At 45.5% G+C, this 14575-nt stretch carries 15 protein-coding genes; 7 read left to right on the top strand and 8 right to left on the bottom strand.

Annotated features, from left to right (window positions below; genetic code table 11):
* Window positions 1-240 precede the first annotated feature (240 nt).
* The 5 genes from HUK38_RS01450 to HUK38_RS01430 all read right to left on the bottom strand — a co-directional run bounded on the left by HUK38_RS01450 (window position 241) and on the right by HUK38_RS01430 (window position 6146).
* Complete coding sequence (locus tag HUK38_RS01450; protein ID WP_182581997.1) at window positions 241-804, bottom strand: chemotaxis protein CheW; 564 nt, start codon at window positions 802-804, stop codon at window positions 241-243.
* 28 nt (window positions 805-832) lie between these two features.
* On the bottom strand, window positions 833-2818 hold the full coding sequence (locus tag HUK38_RS01445) for a HAMP domain-containing methyl-accepting chemotaxis protein (protein WP_182581996.1): 1986 nt from the start codon (window positions 2816-2818) through the stop codon (window positions 833-835).
* Window positions 2819-3050: 232 nt separating this feature from the next.
* Entirely contained in the window at window positions 3051-5264 is a 2214-nt protein-coding gene (locus HUK38_RS01440) for a chemotaxis protein CheA (RefSeq protein ID WP_182581995.1), read from the bottom strand.
* A 77-nt stretch (window positions 5265-5341) separates the two neighbouring features.
* The gene (locus tag HUK38_RS01435) at window positions 5342-5662 is read right to left on the bottom strand and encodes an STAS domain-containing protein (RefSeq protein WP_182581994.1); all 321 of its coding nucleotides are present in this window, start codon (window positions 5660-5662) and stop codon (window positions 5342-5344) included.
* Window positions 5663-5777: 115 nt separating this feature from the next.
* Window positions 5778-6146, bottom strand: a complete 369-nt coding sequence (locus tag HUK38_RS01430) for a response regulator (protein WP_182581993.1) — start codon at window positions 6144-6146, stop codon at window positions 5778-5780.
* Window positions 6147-6357: 211 nt separating this feature from the next.
* Between HUK38_RS01430 and uvrB the strand changes: the two genes are divergently transcribed.
* From uvrB to HUK38_RS01395, 7 genes are all read left to right on the top strand, one after another.
* Window positions 6358-8379 (top strand): excinuclease ABC subunit UvrB, encoded by a 2022-nt coding sequence (gene uvrB / locus HUK38_RS01425; protein WP_182581992.1) that lies wholly within the window; start codon window positions 6358-6360, stop codon window positions 8377-8379.
* A 173-nt stretch (window positions 8380-8552) separates the two neighbouring features.
* Entirely contained in the window at window positions 8553-8783 is a 231-nt protein-coding gene (locus tag HUK38_RS01420) for a sulfurtransferase TusA family protein (RefSeq protein ID WP_182581991.1), read from the top strand.
* 93 nt (window positions 8784-8876) lie between these two features.
* The gene (dsrE2, locus tag HUK38_RS01415; protein ID WP_182581990.1) at window positions 8877-9353 is read left to right on the top strand and encodes a sulfur carrier protein DsrE2; all 477 of its coding nucleotides are present in this window, start codon (window positions 8877-8879) and stop codon (window positions 9351-9353) included.
* 241 nt (window positions 9354-9594) lie between these two features.
* Window positions 9595-10500, top strand: coding sequence for a LysR family transcriptional regulator (locus tag HUK38_RS01410; protein ID WP_182581989.1), 906 nt, complete (start codon window positions 9595-9597; stop codon window positions 10498-10500).
* Between the two features lie 36 nt (window positions 10501-10536).
* The gene (locus tag HUK38_RS01405) at window positions 10537-10983 is read left to right on the top strand and encodes a hypothetical protein (RefSeq protein ID WP_182581988.1); all 447 of its coding nucleotides are present in this window, start codon (window positions 10537-10539) and stop codon (window positions 10981-10983) included.
* Window positions 10984-11070: 87 nt separating this feature from the next.
* Window positions 11071-11655: an NnrU family protein gene (locus tag HUK38_RS01400; protein WP_182581987.1), complete on the top strand. Its 585-nt coding sequence runs from the start codon at window positions 11071-11073 to the stop codon at window positions 11653-11655.
* A 77-nt stretch (window positions 11656-11732) separates the two neighbouring features.
* Complete coding sequence (locus tag HUK38_RS01395; protein ID WP_182581986.1) at window positions 11733-12326, top strand: hypothetical protein; 594 nt, start codon at window positions 11733-11735, stop codon at window positions 12324-12326.
* Window positions 12327-12488: 162 nt separating this feature from the next.
* Here the strand turns inward: HUK38_RS01395 and HUK38_RS01390 are convergent, their stop codons facing one another.
* Genes HUK38_RS01390 through HUK38_RS01380 form a run of 3 tightly spaced genes read right to left on the bottom strand, consistent with a single transcriptional unit; the run spans window position 12489 to window position 14489 of the window.
* A complete protein-coding gene (locus tag HUK38_RS01390; protein ID WP_182581985.1) occupies window positions 12489-13079 on the bottom strand; it encodes a hypothetical protein in 591 nt (196 codons plus the stop codon).
* A 2-nt stretch (window positions 13080-13081) separates the two neighbouring features.
* Window positions 13082-13696, bottom strand: coding sequence for a cobalt transporter CbiM (gene cbiM / locus HUK38_RS01385; RefSeq protein WP_182581984.1), 615 nt, complete (start codon window positions 13694-13696; stop codon window positions 13082-13084).
* 16 nt (window positions 13697-13712) lie between these two features.
* Window positions 13713-14489 (bottom strand): DUF4198 domain-containing protein, encoded by a 777-nt coding sequence (locus tag HUK38_RS01380; RefSeq protein ID WP_182581983.1) that lies wholly within the window; start codon window positions 14487-14489, stop codon window positions 13713-13715.
* Between the last annotated feature and the right edge of the window lie 86 nt (window positions 14490-14575).

Here is a 14575-nt window from a genome sequence, read left to right as displayed (position 1 = left end):
TACAGTGGAAATTGAATGCCTATTCCCAAGTAACGAGCGCCCACCTTCTATAAAAGTGGTAGATGTTGTTTTCCATACAAGCGCCACTTTGCAGTGAGGATAGAATGAGCAACGACATATTGGCCAGGTCACATGATGTTGATGAATCTGCTTTCATGTCACAATAAATACGCAGTCACTACGACCTGCCATAATAACTGTTTTCTCAAATTGAATCATTCAATTTTATCATGCTGACATTTATTTTTTGGTATCAGTGTCTGGCATGTTTTGATCTGCCACATGATGCGTGAGGCATTTTAATGCCGCTAACTCCTGAATTGACAAAACATGATCAATACTGAGAATAATGACAAATACATCATCTACTCGACCCATCGCTTCAATAAAATCTGTCCGAATCTCAGAGCCAAATTCTGGTGCTGGTTTAACATCTTCACTGGGAATATCAAGAATGTTTTTTACTTCATCTACCAACATCCCCAAAACATGACTGTCATTGCCCGAACGTACTTCAACCAATACAATACAACTACGCTTTGATAGCGTTAAAATTCCGCGACCTAATCGAGCACCGAGATCAATCACCGGCACAACATTACCACGCAAATTAATGACCCCCCGAATATAATCGGGAGTCATTGGTACGCGAGTCACCTGCGGCGGTGTTTCAATAATTTCTTTAACCGCGCTTATTGACATTGCCAACCGTTCATCAGCGACGGAAAAGGTCAGATATTGTGTTGTATCGTCAGCAACATCATTGCGATTACTAACGTCTTTACGCATATTACTCTCACTCATTTAATATCCTCCGCTATAATTAGTGAGGTTAAAACCGTTCAAAATCTTGATGAGCAAAATCAGTTTTTTCTGAATGAACTGGGTCATAATTTTCAGTGGATTTCATGCTTTTAGATGAAGAACGGATTGTTTGACTGTGTTGACGTTGAACAAGAGCGATGCGGCGTTGTTGATTCGTTTTATTAGCACCGAGTTTAAAGAATGCCATTGTTTCTTGTAATTGTGCGGCTTGACCACTTAATTCTTGTGCAGTTGCCGCCAATTCTTCTGAAGAAGACGCATTTTGTTGTGTCGCCTTATCCAATTGCCCCATCGCATCATTAATTTGCGCAATACCAGTGGCTTGTTCACCCGATGCTGCCGTGATTTCTTCAATCAAATCGGCGGTTTTAGCAATGTTCGGCACCATTTGCGCTAATACTTGCCCGGCTTGTTCGGCAATTGCAACGCTATTTGTTGCTAAACGATTAATTTCCTGCGCCGTCACAGCACTGTTTTCTGCTAATTTGCGCACTTCAGCGGCCACAACAGTAAAACCTTTACCATGTTCACCAGCGCGAGCGGCTTCAATTGCCGCATTTAATGCTAATAAATTAGTTTTGTAAGCGATTTCTTCAATCATACTAATTTTACTAGCAATTTCTTTCATTGCCGTGACGGTACGGGTGACGGTTTCACCGCCTTGACGTGCTTCTTCCGCAGAACTTTTTGCAATGCTATTAGTCACCCGCGCATTTTCTGTATTCTGCTGCACTGATGCATTTAATTCTTCAATACTCGCCGTTGTTTCTTCAACACTTGCCGCCTGTTGCGTAGCGCCTTGACTTAAGGCTTGCGCGGTTGAACTCACTTCACTCGATGCAGATGATAAATTGTCAGCACCGACGCGCACTTCACTCACAATTTGCCGTAAACGTTCAACCATACCGTGCATGTCTTTATAAACGCCGCATAGGTTATTTGAATCAAATTCAATTGCTAAATTGCCATGCGCAACCTGTCGCGTAATGTCAGCAATAATACCCGGGTCTTGCCCAAGTTGTGCCATCACGACCCGAATAATTAACCACGCGATGAGAACGCCGAATAACAATGCCGCCGCCGATAGAATTGTAATCACTAACACAGCACGTTCATTACTTTTTTGAACACGGGGCCCGATTTCATTTTGCTCGACAATATAGTTTTGCTTAATGTTATCTAACAAATTGGCGAATTCTGGCCCCAACACATCCAGCGTTCCTAAAACAACTTGGTTACGTTCTTCAATCACCTTGGTTAAACGATTGAACGTGATTAAATATTCCGCCTTTAATCTAACAGTTTCTTCAAATAAACGCCGCTGGGTGGCATCTTGCAATAACACGTTTAGCTTTTCAAGATTTTGATCAAATGCAACCCATTCTTTATGCACACGGTTAATTGCTTCTTGCGAGTTTTGATCCACAAACATCCGAACATAGATGCGCCCAATTAATGCGTTGCGTAATGCGAGTGCAGACTGCATTGCCAGCGCCATTTGATTGTTATGGCTTGCTGCTTCCGAAATCTGGGTCAACTGTTTTTCAATATTAACTCCTAATACGCCAAGTGTTTCGTCAACTAATTTGTTACGTTCCGTCATTTGTGTAACAATTACACTAAACGCTTTTTCATAATTAGCGATATTGTCTTGTGCAGTACGCACCTTTTTTGCACGCTCTGGATCATGGATAGTCGGTGCGACTTCGTTTAATTGAAGATGTGTTTTAGCAAGATAATCTAAAACGTCTTGCGTGGCTTTATCATCACCTTTGGTTAAAAGATATTGTTTGACGTTCATGCGCGTTATCAACATTGCGGCCTGTAATTCGCCCATGGCATTGGCTTTACGCGCTTTATCACGATAGAGTGCAAAGTCATTTGATGCACCAGTAATGGTGAAAAAAGCAAAGCCGCCGACTATCATTAATAAAGTCAGGACAATACTAAATCCCCAAATCAATTTTTTTGCCATTGTCATGGAACTAAACATGCGGCTATTCCTCAGAGTGTATTGCAATTATTTCAGGAAACTGGTTAACAGTTTTTTGCCAACTAAGCGCAGTGTGATTGAATTGACAGGCAGCAAGAATCGCATTTACATCAATTCGTTGCGAGCGTATTAAACAATTTTGATTAAAGTGGGGGCGTTTTATATTGCTATGCGCTGTCAAAAAATTGTTTAATACTTGAATAAACACTCGCAATACCACACTCGCGGTTTATTATGAGTGGCGTAAATCAGAATGATGCCGTTTCATTTGCCCTATCATGGCTAATTCACTGACATCAAGAATGAGTGCAATATCACCGGTACCGAGAATGGTTGCACCTGCAATTCCCCGCAATTCCTCAAATAATTTACCTAATGGTTTAATGACAGTTTGTAATTCGCCTAATAAAGTGTCAACGACCAATCCGACTTTATGATGTCCAAAACGGACCACCACTAAGCTTTCCCGATGTTCATGGCGAACGGTGTGCTGGTTATTAAACAATTCAGTTAAACGAATAAACGGCAAGACTTCACCACGCAAATTGATGTAATGCCCGTTGTGAGGTTTGAGCATTTCACCAGCGGCTTTCATTTCAACACATTCGGCGACTTGCGATAATGGAATGACGTATTGATCGCGCCCTGCTCCAACTAAAAAACCGTCAATAATTGCCAACGTTAATGGCAAAATAATGGTGATTTTTGTCCCTTGCCCTAAGACGCTATCCAGTTCTACTGAACCGCGTAATGCTTCAATATTTTGACGCACGACATCCATACCAACGCCGCGGCCAGATAAATTAGTTGCACTGTCTTTTGTCGATAAGCCCGGCGCAAAAATTAAACGCAAAGTTTCTTCATGGCTCAAAGTATCTTCTGGTTTAACCAATCCTTTTGCTTCGGCTTTAGCGCGAATACGTTTGACATCAAGACCGGCACCGTCATCTTCAATTTCAATCACAATATGCCCAGAATCATGATAGGCATTTACCGTGATTGTGCCATTGACTGGTTTGCCAACACGCGCTCGTTCTTCTGGCGATTCAATACCGTGATCCACCGCATTACGAATGAGGTGCATAAATGGATCGGTGATTTTTTCAACCACTGTTTTATCCAGTTCCGTGTCACCACCAGTAATGACCAACTCAATATTTTTACCCAGTTCTTTTGACGTGTCGCGCACTACACGGCGAAATCTTGATAGGCTTTCACCAATTGGCACCATGCGTAATTGTAATGCGTTATCTCGAATTTCAGCGACGAGATAATCCACGCTATCTACCACTTCATTCATATTTTCAACGCCGGCGCGTTCAACCATAATCCGAATAGCGGCGCTGCTGGTGACTAATTCGCCAACGAGGTTAATTAAATGCCCGAGGCGTTCGGCATCAACACGAATGAAGCGAGTTTCATCTTGACGTTTAGCGCGTGCCGCTTCTTGGGTTTTTGCGGCCTGTTCTAATACCGCAGGTTTAATTGAACCTTGTTGAATGAGAATGTCGCCGAGGCGTTGATTGGCGGTATGTTCTGAATGTGTTTCTGATATGGCATCGGTATTGCGTTCATCGGCTTGATGCGCTAATGCCCGGGCTAATTCATTGGGGGTGAGGGCGCCAATACTGACGAGCATTTCACCAATGCGGGTGACTTGGGTATCAGAGAGGGAGGCTAATAAATCTAAATAAGTATCCTGAGCTGAATCGGGGGGGAGAATACGAATATCGCAATCATCTTCGGCGAATTCAAAGACGGCGGCAATAGTGGGTTTATCGGCATCGCTGCGAAAAGCAATACGAAAACTCAAATAACAACTTTCCGGATCGAATTCTTCATTTAGTGGCGGAGGGACGCTGAGTGTTACGACATCTACAATATCGCCCAGTGATCCCAAATAACGCAGAAATGATAATGGATCCATGCCATTGCGCAGCGCGTTGCGGCCGAAATCTAAGGCAATCATCCATACATCACTGACGATTGGGAGATATTTGGGTTGTTCGGGTGTATTGGGTGTGATGTTGGTGGTTTGAAGTGTGCGTTGAGTTAATTGTTTTAATAGATCATGACCAGTTGCGATGAGGTCGGAACTGAGTGGTTTGCCGCTGTCTTCACCCATTTCAACAATGGCTTCAATTAAACGCGAGGTATGATCGCGGCAGGCAAATAGGATGCAGATTAATTGTTCGGACATTGGCTCGCGGCCGGAGCGCACTTCTTCCATGACCGATTCAACTGCATGGGTGAATTCGACCACTGGCATATAGCCAAACACGCCACCGGTGCCTTTAATGGTGTGCATGGCACGAAACACTTCATTTAATGATTCGTTGTCAGCGGGATTGTCTTCTAATGCCAGCAGCGCGTCTTCCATTGATTGGAGTAGTTCAGCAACTTCTTCAATAAAGGCTTGACGTGCCGCATCCATGTTTAAACTCATTGTTCCCTCCGTGCAATTAATAACCGCTCAACTGTGAGATTAACCAGCAGGGGTTGGACTGAATAATAAACAGTGAATTAACTGCCGCTTTTCGGGGCGGTGGTCGTTGGCATGAGTGCGCGTTCCAAACGTAATAGATGAAAGACTTCTTGAACGATTAAACTGGGGTTGTGCAAGCGGAATGGGATGTTGCGACGGGTCGCTTCCGTGTGTGCCATTAGCACCAGTTGTAGTCCGGCGCTGTCCAATTCCGTCACGCCCGACAGGTCAAGCACGAGGCTCGGGTGCGTACTCAGATGCTGCTGGAGGTGCTGGAATTGTTCATTGGCGGTGTAGATGGTCATTTCACCATGAAAGGTGAGTGGCGTATCAGGCGCGCTTGTCAAATTGACGGTCATGTCATGAACTCTCGATTAAACCTGGATTGATTGGTTAGCCGCCTTTTGCCACACTGACCATGACAAACCCTATTATCAATACCCGTGCCAAGCGTCATGCAGCGCATCTAATACCTCAGGGTAAGACTAATTTGGAGACTGCATCTAATAACACCGGCGGTTGAAATGGTTTAACTAACCACGCCTTAGCGCCCGCTTCCTTACCCTGTTGTTTTTTTTCGGGTTGACTTTCAGTGGTCAGCATCATAATTGGCGTGAATTTATAATTAGGCAGCTTTTTCACTTCACGAACCAGCGTAATGCCGTCCATATTCGGCATATTCACATCACTCACAATTAAATGCACCTTTTGCCCGGTGAGTTTGGCTAATGCATCCCGCCCATCACAGGCTTCAATCACATCATACCCCGCGCTTTTAAGCGCAATGCACACCACATTACGCAATGATGCCGAATCATCTACCACCATAATCGTTTTTGCCATCTTGGCCTGCTCCTCATCACACTTGGATTAGTTTCACGCAAAGTTTACCAGAAGCACAGATTAGACAATGACTTATAAATAATCTGTCCTCAGGTTGGCTGAATAACGCCAATCAATTATGCGCCATTACAACCTGTTTATTGAATAAAATATGATGCGTCACTATTTGACATCATCATTCAGCACTAAATAATCAACATCTGGTTTTTTTATGAAAATTGACACCGCCACCCCCGTCTTCATTCTCACCAGTCCTTTTCAACCCGCCGGCGATCAACCCGCGGCAATACGCCAACTTGTCAACGGCTTGAATAACGGCGCCAACAATTTGACGCTGCTGGGCGTCACCGGCTCAGGTAAAACCTTCACCATTGCCAATGTCATCGCCCAAGTACAAAAACCGGCATTGTTATTAGCGCCAAATAAAACTCTCGCCGCCCAATTATACAGTGAAATGCGGCATTTTTTTCCACATAATGCCGTTGAATACTTCGTTTCATATTATGACTACTATCAACCCGAAGCCTACATTGCCGCAACTGATACCTACATTGAAAAAGACTCATCTATTAATACCTACATTGAACAAATGCGCCTGTCAGCCACCAAAGCACTATTAGAGCGCCCCGATGTCATTATTGTCGCCACAGTTTCATCTATTTACGGGTTAGGCGACCCACGCACCTATCTAAGCATGGTATTACATTTAGTATGCGGACTGGTCATAGAACAACGCACTGTATTACATCGTTTAGTTGACTTGCAATACCAACGCAATGACATTGCTTTTGAACGTGGTAATTACCGCGTGCGCGGCGATGTGCTAGATATTTATCCTGCTGAATCAGATAGCGAAGCACTGCGTATTGAATGGTTTGATGATGAAATCACCCGCTTGACACTATTTGATCCACTCACTGGTAGCACAGTGCGCCACCTAAATAAATACACCATTTTTCCTAAAACGCATTATGCCACGCCGCGCTCAATTATTCTTGCGGTGGTAGAACACATTAAAACCGAATTGCGTGAACAATTAGCCATTTTGTACGCAGAACAGCGGTTAATTGAAGCCCAGCGCTTGGAACAGCGCACCCGGTATGATTTAGAAATGTTATTAGAAACTGGGTATTGCACTGGAATTGAAAACTACTCACGTTATTTATCCGGCCGTGCCGCTGGCGAACCACCACCGACCTTGTTTGATTATTTACCTAATCACGCACTGGTCATTATGGATGAAAGCCATCTCATGGTGCCACAGTTAGGCGGCATGTATCGCGGTGATCGAGCGCGTAAAGAAACACTCATTCGCTATGGCTTTCGCCTCCCATCCGCATTAGATAATCGCCCACTGCGCTTTGAAGAGTTTCAAGCGCGGCAATTACCAACGATTTATGTTTCCGCCACCCCGCGTCAATACGAATTAACTCAATCAACCGTCATTGCCGAGCAAGTCGTGCGCCCAACTGGATTAGTTGATCCCGCTATTGAAATCCGCCCGGCCGTTAATCAAATAGACGATTTATTCAACGAAATTCACCAGTGCATTGCCCATCACAGTCGCGTCTTAATTACCACTTTAACCAAACGCATGGCCGAAGATTTAACCGATTATCTCAGCACCCATCAAATCCGTGTGCGCTATCTTCATGCCGATATTGATACGGTTGAACGGGTTGCCATTATTCGTGACCTGCGCCTTGGCGTATTTGACGTGTTAGTCGGTATTAACCTATTGCGCGAAGGATTAGATTTACCCGAGGTGGCATTAGTCGCCATTCTTGATGCGGATAAAGAAGGGTTTTTACGTTCTAGCGGCGCATTAATTCAAACCATTGGGCGGGCAGCGCGGCATTTAAATGGCCGGGCAATTCTTTATGCCGATAACATCACCCATTCAATTCAACATGCCATGACTGAAATGGAACGCCGCCGCACCAAACAATTGGCCTATAATCAACAATATGGCATTACCCCACGCGGGATTCAAAAACACATTGATCTTGTATTAGATGATGCGCCGCCCAACCCGATTGACGCATCCACGGCGCCGGCGCAAATAACCGAATCTCCCGCTGAATATGCAATACTTACGCCAACTCAGTTAATTAAAACCATTCGTCAATTGGAAAAACAAATGCACGCCCACGCCCGCCAATTAGAATTTGAACAAGCAGCAACAATCCGCGATCAAATTCAACGCCTGCGCGAACGCGAGCGACGGCTTTAACGCACCGCACCGACGTAAAACTGTCACCACTACCCGATTGCGCACTTGCCTTTTGTTGCTATTTAGCCTATAAAACCCGATTTTTACCAGTGTCGTGCGCCCTGATCCACAGGTGCCGCCGTTGTTATCATTTTTTCCCTGCAACTCTCTATTCAATCATTCTGGAGTGAAATATGACCGATTTTAATCAAGAACTCGACGCCACCGGTTTGAATTGCCCCTTACCTATTTTGCGCGCTAAGAAAACTTTAACTGGAATGGAATCAGGTCAAGTTTTACACATTATTGCCACTGATCCCGGCTCGGTAAAAGACTTCGACTCCTTTGCTAAACAAACGGGCAATACTCTATTAGAATCGAAAGAAGAGGGCGGCAAATTTCATTTTATGATTAAAAAATCATAAGCCTGTTTTTGCAATGCCGACGGTTGGTGCGGCACTCACGTTCACTCGCCGCCCAACTCAATTGAACAAACATTTTAATCATGCGAGGATACGATGGAAAAAAAATTGGCGATTATCGCAACCAAAGGTTCATTAGACTGGGCCTATCCGCCATTCATTCTAGCCTCCACCGCCGCCGCATTAGGGTATGAAACCCAAATTTTTTTCACCTTTTACGGTCTACAACTCCTCAAGAAAAAACTTGCCCTTGAAGTCACCCCACTCGGCAATCCCGGAATGCCAATGCCATTAGGCATGGATAAATGGTTTCCAGTATTGGGTTTAGCATTACCTGGAATGCAAGCCATGATGACATCCATGATGAAAAGTAAAATGAAAGCAAAGGGCGTGGCCAGCTTAGAAGAATTACGCAGCCTGTGCTTGGAAGCCGAAGTCAAAATGATTGCCTGTCAAATGACAGTAGATTTATTTGACATGAATCGTTCACATTTCATAGATGACGTTGAATACGCCGGCGCTGCTGCATTTTTCGAGTTTGCGGGTGAAAGTGATATTTGTCTTTACATTTAGTCACTCAATGAGCATTTAACGTGTTAAATAAAACCGCCCATTTGAGTATTATCACTGGGCGGTTTTTGTTTCTTGTTATCTATTATTTTGCAGAACATTCAATACCGGAATCACCTGCATTTTAATGTTCAAAGGCAGTTATAGCACAGCCGTCGTTATAATTAATTTCCTCAGTAAAACAGCATGTTAAGCACGTCACCTTCACACACTGGCGTCCACTTTTGGGTAGCGAGGTCATTGCATGGCTGACCGTAGATTACAGGTTTTTCATACCGTTGCGCGGTTGCTGAGTTTCACCAAAGCAGCCGAAACGCTGCACATGACTCAGCCAGCAGTGACATTTCAAATTCGCCAATTAGAAGAATATTTTAATACGCGACTATTTGATCGCACCCACAATCGCATTACATTAACGGAGGCCGGTCAAAAACTATTTGAATTCTCCGACCGTATTTTTGACCTGTATGCCGAAATGGAAAATGCCGTGCGTGAAATCACGGGGTCTATTAACGGCACCCTAACCATTGGTGCCAGCACCACCATTGCCGAATATATGCTGCCGACCCTTTTGGGTGATTTCAAACGGCGCTATCCAGAAGTTGAAATACATCTCCGCGTTTCTAATAGCGACGGTATTGTATCAATGGTAGAAAATAATAGCATTGACTTGGGCGTTGTTGAATCCGCCGTTGCAAATAAAAATCTAGTTGTCGAGCATTGTAAACGCGATCAATTAGTCGCTATTGCCCCGCCGACGCATCCATTAGCCGCATTAGACACCATTACCATTGAGCAGGTTTTAGCCTTCCCATTTATTTGTCGAGAAGAAGGCTCAGGCACTCGCGAAGTCATTAACACCTATCTAGAACAATTACCAACTGCTCGCTCGTCATTAAAAATTGCAATGGAATTAGGCAGCCCCGAGGCAGTAAAATGCGCCGTCGAAGCCAATATGGGCGTGTCAATTGTATCGCTGGCAACCGTGCAAAAAGAATTAAAATTGGGTACATTAGTCACCATTCCACTAGAGCCGCCACTATACCGCCCGTTTTCTTTTGTGCATCAACGGCAGAAGTTTAAATTACGGGTTATGCAAGAATTGCTCAATTTTGCGCGTAGCTATTGCAAAAAACACGATCAATTGTAACCACACCATTTCATTATGACGCTTACCGACTAGCTGATGTTTAATCAACAAAATTTTGGCAATAAAACTAACGAACGTCAATTATTGCGTACCTTTCGTAAATTACCACCAGCGCAGCAAGAAACCTTGAAAAGTTTTGCCGAATTTCTATTTGCACGTCATACAGATGCGATGAAAACCAATTGCACCAGCGCCGAAGTGGCAGGCACTCTGTCGAGTGATGAATTGAATGCGACTGGAATGATTACCGCATCGTCAGAATCCACCCTGCAATTAAACCCTCGTCCAGAAAATGAAACGGTATTAGCAGCAATTAAGCGATTACGGCGGCAATATCCGATGCTCGATGCCGCCGCATTATTGAATGATACTTCATTATTAATGTCAGCGCATTTATTGCAGGGACGCGCCGCACATGACGTGATTACAGAGTTAGAAACTTTATTTGCGGAACACTTTACACGCTGGCGTGACACACGGTGACTTTCATTAACCATTATTTGTTACAACTACATCATTAATTTAATGAAAGATCACAAAGATGAAACCGATCAAATTGAGAGGTGTTAAATGTCAATACTGATTGTCGGCTTGATTTTATTTCTTGGAACACATTCAATCAACATGATCCGACCAACCCTGCGGGACACGATCATTCGCCGTATTGGATTCAACGGTTGGCAAGGATTGTACAGCCTCGTTGCGCTGGCTGGTTTAATTATGATTGGCACGGGCTATAGCGATGTGAGAGACAGCACTAATACGCTACTCATTTATGAATCACCGGTATGGATGCGCCATTTCTCATTATTACTGCTGCTACCAATATTCCCATTGTTATTTGCCACCTATTTGCCCGGACGTATTCAAACAGCCGTGCAACACCCGACATTAATGGCAGTAAAAATTTGGGCATTGGCGCATTTATTAGCCAATGGCACCTTAGCAGATGTATTACTTTTTGGCGGGTTTTTAATTTGGGCGGTGGCAGATCGTATTTCAATCAAACGCCGCACAACTGTCGCGCCCATTAGCGGTGCGCCGGCTGGCCGTTGGAATGATGTGATTGCCATTAGCGGCGGATTATTGATTTACATCGTCTTTCTATTCGGGTTACACACCTGGCTTATTGGCATATCCCCCCTAGGCCGGTGATGCGTAATGTCTTAAACTAAGACAAGGTTAGAGGGCTATTTGTGTTAATAACAACCAAACTGAGGAGGCATTCAACAATGAATCATTCATTCACCCAACGTACTCGTGCGAGTACCGCTACGCAACAGGGCGCTATTGACTTGGGCGCTGCTGCAATCACCGCGATTATTTTATTATCCTTATTAGGGCTAATTTACGTTCTCGGCGATCCTTATAAAGCAACGCATTCAGCCACATCAAATGAAACCATTGCCGACCGATTAGCGCCCATTGGTCATGTCGCGCTGGATCCGAATGCGCCGCCACTCGCAGCACCTGTTGCGCCGGCGGCTACACCTGTGGCAGCAGCACCAGTTGCGGCGCCGCCCCCACCCCCAGCGGCGCCCGTAGTTGTGACATCTCCACCACAACCGTTGCCGTTTGCACCCGCGCCAGGTCAAGCACGGCCGACTATTCCAGTGTTACCCGTTGTACCTGCACCACAATCTGCGCCAGTGGTAGAGAAGCCTCAACCAACGACAGTTGTGGTAGAAACGCCCGCGGCGCCGCCGCCCGTCGCCGTGACGCCACAATTCCAAATGCAAGCACCGCCGCCGGTAATGTATTTCCGTCCGCAACCGTCGTGGATGCCACATAATGCACCGTTACCGCCGTACCATTATGGACGTTAATCGCTGTTTCATTACGCTTCGCCATAACTTGAATTAAAAATAGCGCAGCGTTTTGAATCAAATTCAATCGTGTTTAATTGCAGTTGACGCAGAACATATTTGGTTAAGAATCAACCGATTGCTGCGTCAACTGTCGTAACGGCCATCATCATTTGCGCCCCGTCATTTAATTGACGTGTCACGCCGCCGCCGCCACCACGCGAAATACCCCGTTACCCCGACAATATAGCCAATTCCCGCTAAAATATCATTCAAGCGCAATCGCTCGATGGAGTGCTGCAATTCCACTCGCAGCGGGTTAATACGGCGCGCCACCGCTTCTTCAATTGCGGCAATTAACATCGGATCAAGTTGATTCGCCATCACTGGTGGCGTTGGTAATGCTGTCGGCGCGGTGAAAACCATTGGCGATGACGTGTCTGCGGGCGCGCTCAATTCAGCCGCCGTGATTAACCATTCCGCCCGATGCCCATCGCCACTGTCGGCAATTATTCGCAAATCCATTGCCGCAGGTGCGTGATAATGGAATTGCCCCGCCGCATCCGGTTGTAATTGTGTCAATTGCTTACCCGCCTGATCGCTAATGATAATGTGCGCGCCACTTGCGGCTGCGCCATTCGCAAAATAAGCACGTCCGTCAATCTCCTGACCAATGGCAGTAGCAAATACTTTTAATTGATGCGCTTCACTTGGCGTTGCATAAATGACTGCCATACAACCAAGCAGCGCGCAATAACGCGAGGCTTGAAACATGATTAAACCTGATGCAGCACGGTGCGTGGTAATAATTGCGGTTCTATTTGATGAATAAAGCGTAAGGCGGCGCCGGTCACGACTGCTTCAATCACGGCTAATGGTAATGCGGTTATTAACAAGAGTTGCGCGGTGGGTAAAAAGGCTTGCCCGCTTAAAATCAATTCACCCGCGACGAATGCACTGGTCATTATAATACCGAGTGCGCCAATCACGGCGCCGAGCCAGAATAATGGTGGACGGCGAGGAATGAATAACCGAAATAAACCCGCGCAGATGAGCGCCGGCAGTGCCATGTTAAGTAAGTTGATTCCCAGCGTGGTGACGCCGCCGTGACCGAAAAAAACTAATTGCAATAATAATGCGATGAATAACGCTGGCACGGCTGCCCAGCCAAGAATTACGCCAATTAACCCGTTGAGTAGTAAATGAACACTGCTCGGGCCGAGTGGGATGTTAATTAATGAAACCACGAAAAATGCGGCTGATAAAACGGCGGTTTGTGGCAATTGTTCGTCGGTCAAGTGTTTAATGCTGTAGGTTAATAACCCAAGTGCAACGCCGCCGCCAGTGATTAACAACGGTGCAATTAAAATGCCGTCTGGTAAATGTGCCATATTCAACGCTACTCAATTAAAGATCACGGGTGCGCACCCACAATAATCCGCCCAGTTCAACTGGGACTAATGTGCCGTCGGGATTGGGTAATGATTGTTCCACTGGAATCAATGCCGCAAATCCCCACCAGCCAGCGCGGGGCATGGTAAATGCGAATACGCCATTGGCATCAGTTTTAATGACTTGAGTTATAAACGGATCCGCCGGCGCGGTAATAGAACCATCATTACGCCATTCCACTTCGACCGTTGCAAAGGGCGCCGGTTGACCATTGTATTGAACAACGCCACGCATTAAATGCCCCGTCCATAAACCATAAGGGCGGGTTAATGGAATGATTTCCACCGGCAAACCAATTGGTTGATCCCAACCGCTTTCTTCACCGTAGGCGCTGACAATGACTTTGGTGTAATGAATAATCATCACGCCTTCGGCCTGTTCCCAATAGGGCGCGGGTTCGACAAAAAAGAGATGATCGCCCGGTTGTTTAATGGTGTATTGGGCGGTGAATGCGGGTTGATTGTTCAATTGCACTGGAGTTAATTGCGCCATTAAATCCACTTTTCTATTGCCAATCAATACCCCGAAGTGTTTAGGTTTAGCCATTGGCATGGCCGGCCCGCGTGCCATTGGATGGGTAAAATCAAGCGTGAATTGCAGCGCACGTTCATTAGGCGTGCTGATAATTTCATTAGACGGAATCAATTCTTGGAAATGCGCGGCGGCGGTGCTGGAGATGAGCGCGGTGAATAAAACGGCAATGAATGTTGGACGCGGGATGAGAATAAACATGGGCGGTGGTGGTATTTTAGGATTGCCAAGTATGACAAATCCTAATTTGTTCTTATCACCGCGTCAAACGAAGACCGCGCGAAACG

Source organism: Thiospirillum jenense, assembly GCF_014145225.1.
Taxonomy (GTDB): domain Bacteria; phylum Pseudomonadota; class Gammaproteobacteria; order Chromatiales; family Chromatiaceae; genus Thiospirillum; species Thiospirillum jenense.
Note: the sequence above shows the minus strand (reverse complement) of the source record. Positions and strands in the feature narration are given on the sequence as shown.

Coding starts and splice junctions, on each gene's coding strand:
- HUK38_RS01450 (WP_182581997.1), bottom strand. CDS start 804: ATGAGTGAGAGTAATATGCGTAAAGACGTTAGTAATCGCAATGATGTT.
- HUK38_RS01445 (WP_182581996.1), bottom strand. CDS start 2,818: ATGTTTAGTTCCATGACAATGGCAAAAAAATTGATTTGGGGATTTAGT.
- HUK38_RS01440 (WP_182581995.1), bottom strand. CDS start 5,264: ATGAGTTTAAACATGGATGCGGCACGTCAAGCCTTTATTGAAGAAGTT.
- HUK38_RS01435 (WP_182581994.1), bottom strand. CDS start 5,662: ATGACCGTCAATTTGACAAGCGCGCCTGATACGCCACTCACCTTTCAT.
- HUK38_RS01430 (WP_182581993.1), bottom strand. CDS start 6,146: ATGGCAAAAACGATTATGGTGGTAGATGATTCGGCATCATTGCGTAAT.
- uvrB (WP_182581992.1), top strand. CDS start 6,358: ATGAAAATTGACACCGCCACCCCCGTCTTCATTCTCACCAGTCCTTTT.
- HUK38_RS01420 (WP_182581991.1), top strand. CDS start 8,553: ATGACCGATTTTAATCAAGAACTCGACGCCACCGGTTTGAATTGCCCC.
- dsrE2 (WP_182581990.1), top strand. CDS start 8,877: ATGGAAAAAAAATTGGCGATTATCGCAACCAAAGGTTCATTAGACTGG.
- HUK38_RS01410 (WP_182581989.1), top strand. CDS start 9,595: ATGGCTGACCGTAGATTACAGGTTTTTCATACCGTTGCGCGGTTGCTG.
- HUK38_RS01405 (WP_182581988.1), top strand. CDS start 10,537: ATGTTTAATCAACAAAATTTTGGCAATAAAACTAACGAACGTCAATTA.
- HUK38_RS01400 (WP_182581987.1), top strand. CDS start 11,071: ATGTCAATACTGATTGTCGGCTTGATTTTATTTCTTGGAACACATTCA.
- HUK38_RS01395 (WP_182581986.1), top strand. CDS start 11,733: ATGAATCATTCATTCACCCAACGTACTCGTGCGAGTACCGCTACGCAA.
- HUK38_RS01390 (WP_182581985.1), bottom strand. CDS start 13,079: ATGTTTCAAGCCTCGCGTTATTGCGCGCTGCTTGGTTGTATGGCAGTC.
- cbiM (WP_182581984.1), bottom strand. CDS start 13,696: ATGGCACATTTACCAGACGGCATTTTAATTGCACCGTTGTTAATCACT.
- HUK38_RS01380 (WP_182581983.1), bottom strand. CDS start 14,489: ATGTTTATTCTCATCCCGCGTCCAACATTCATTGCCGTTTTATTCACC.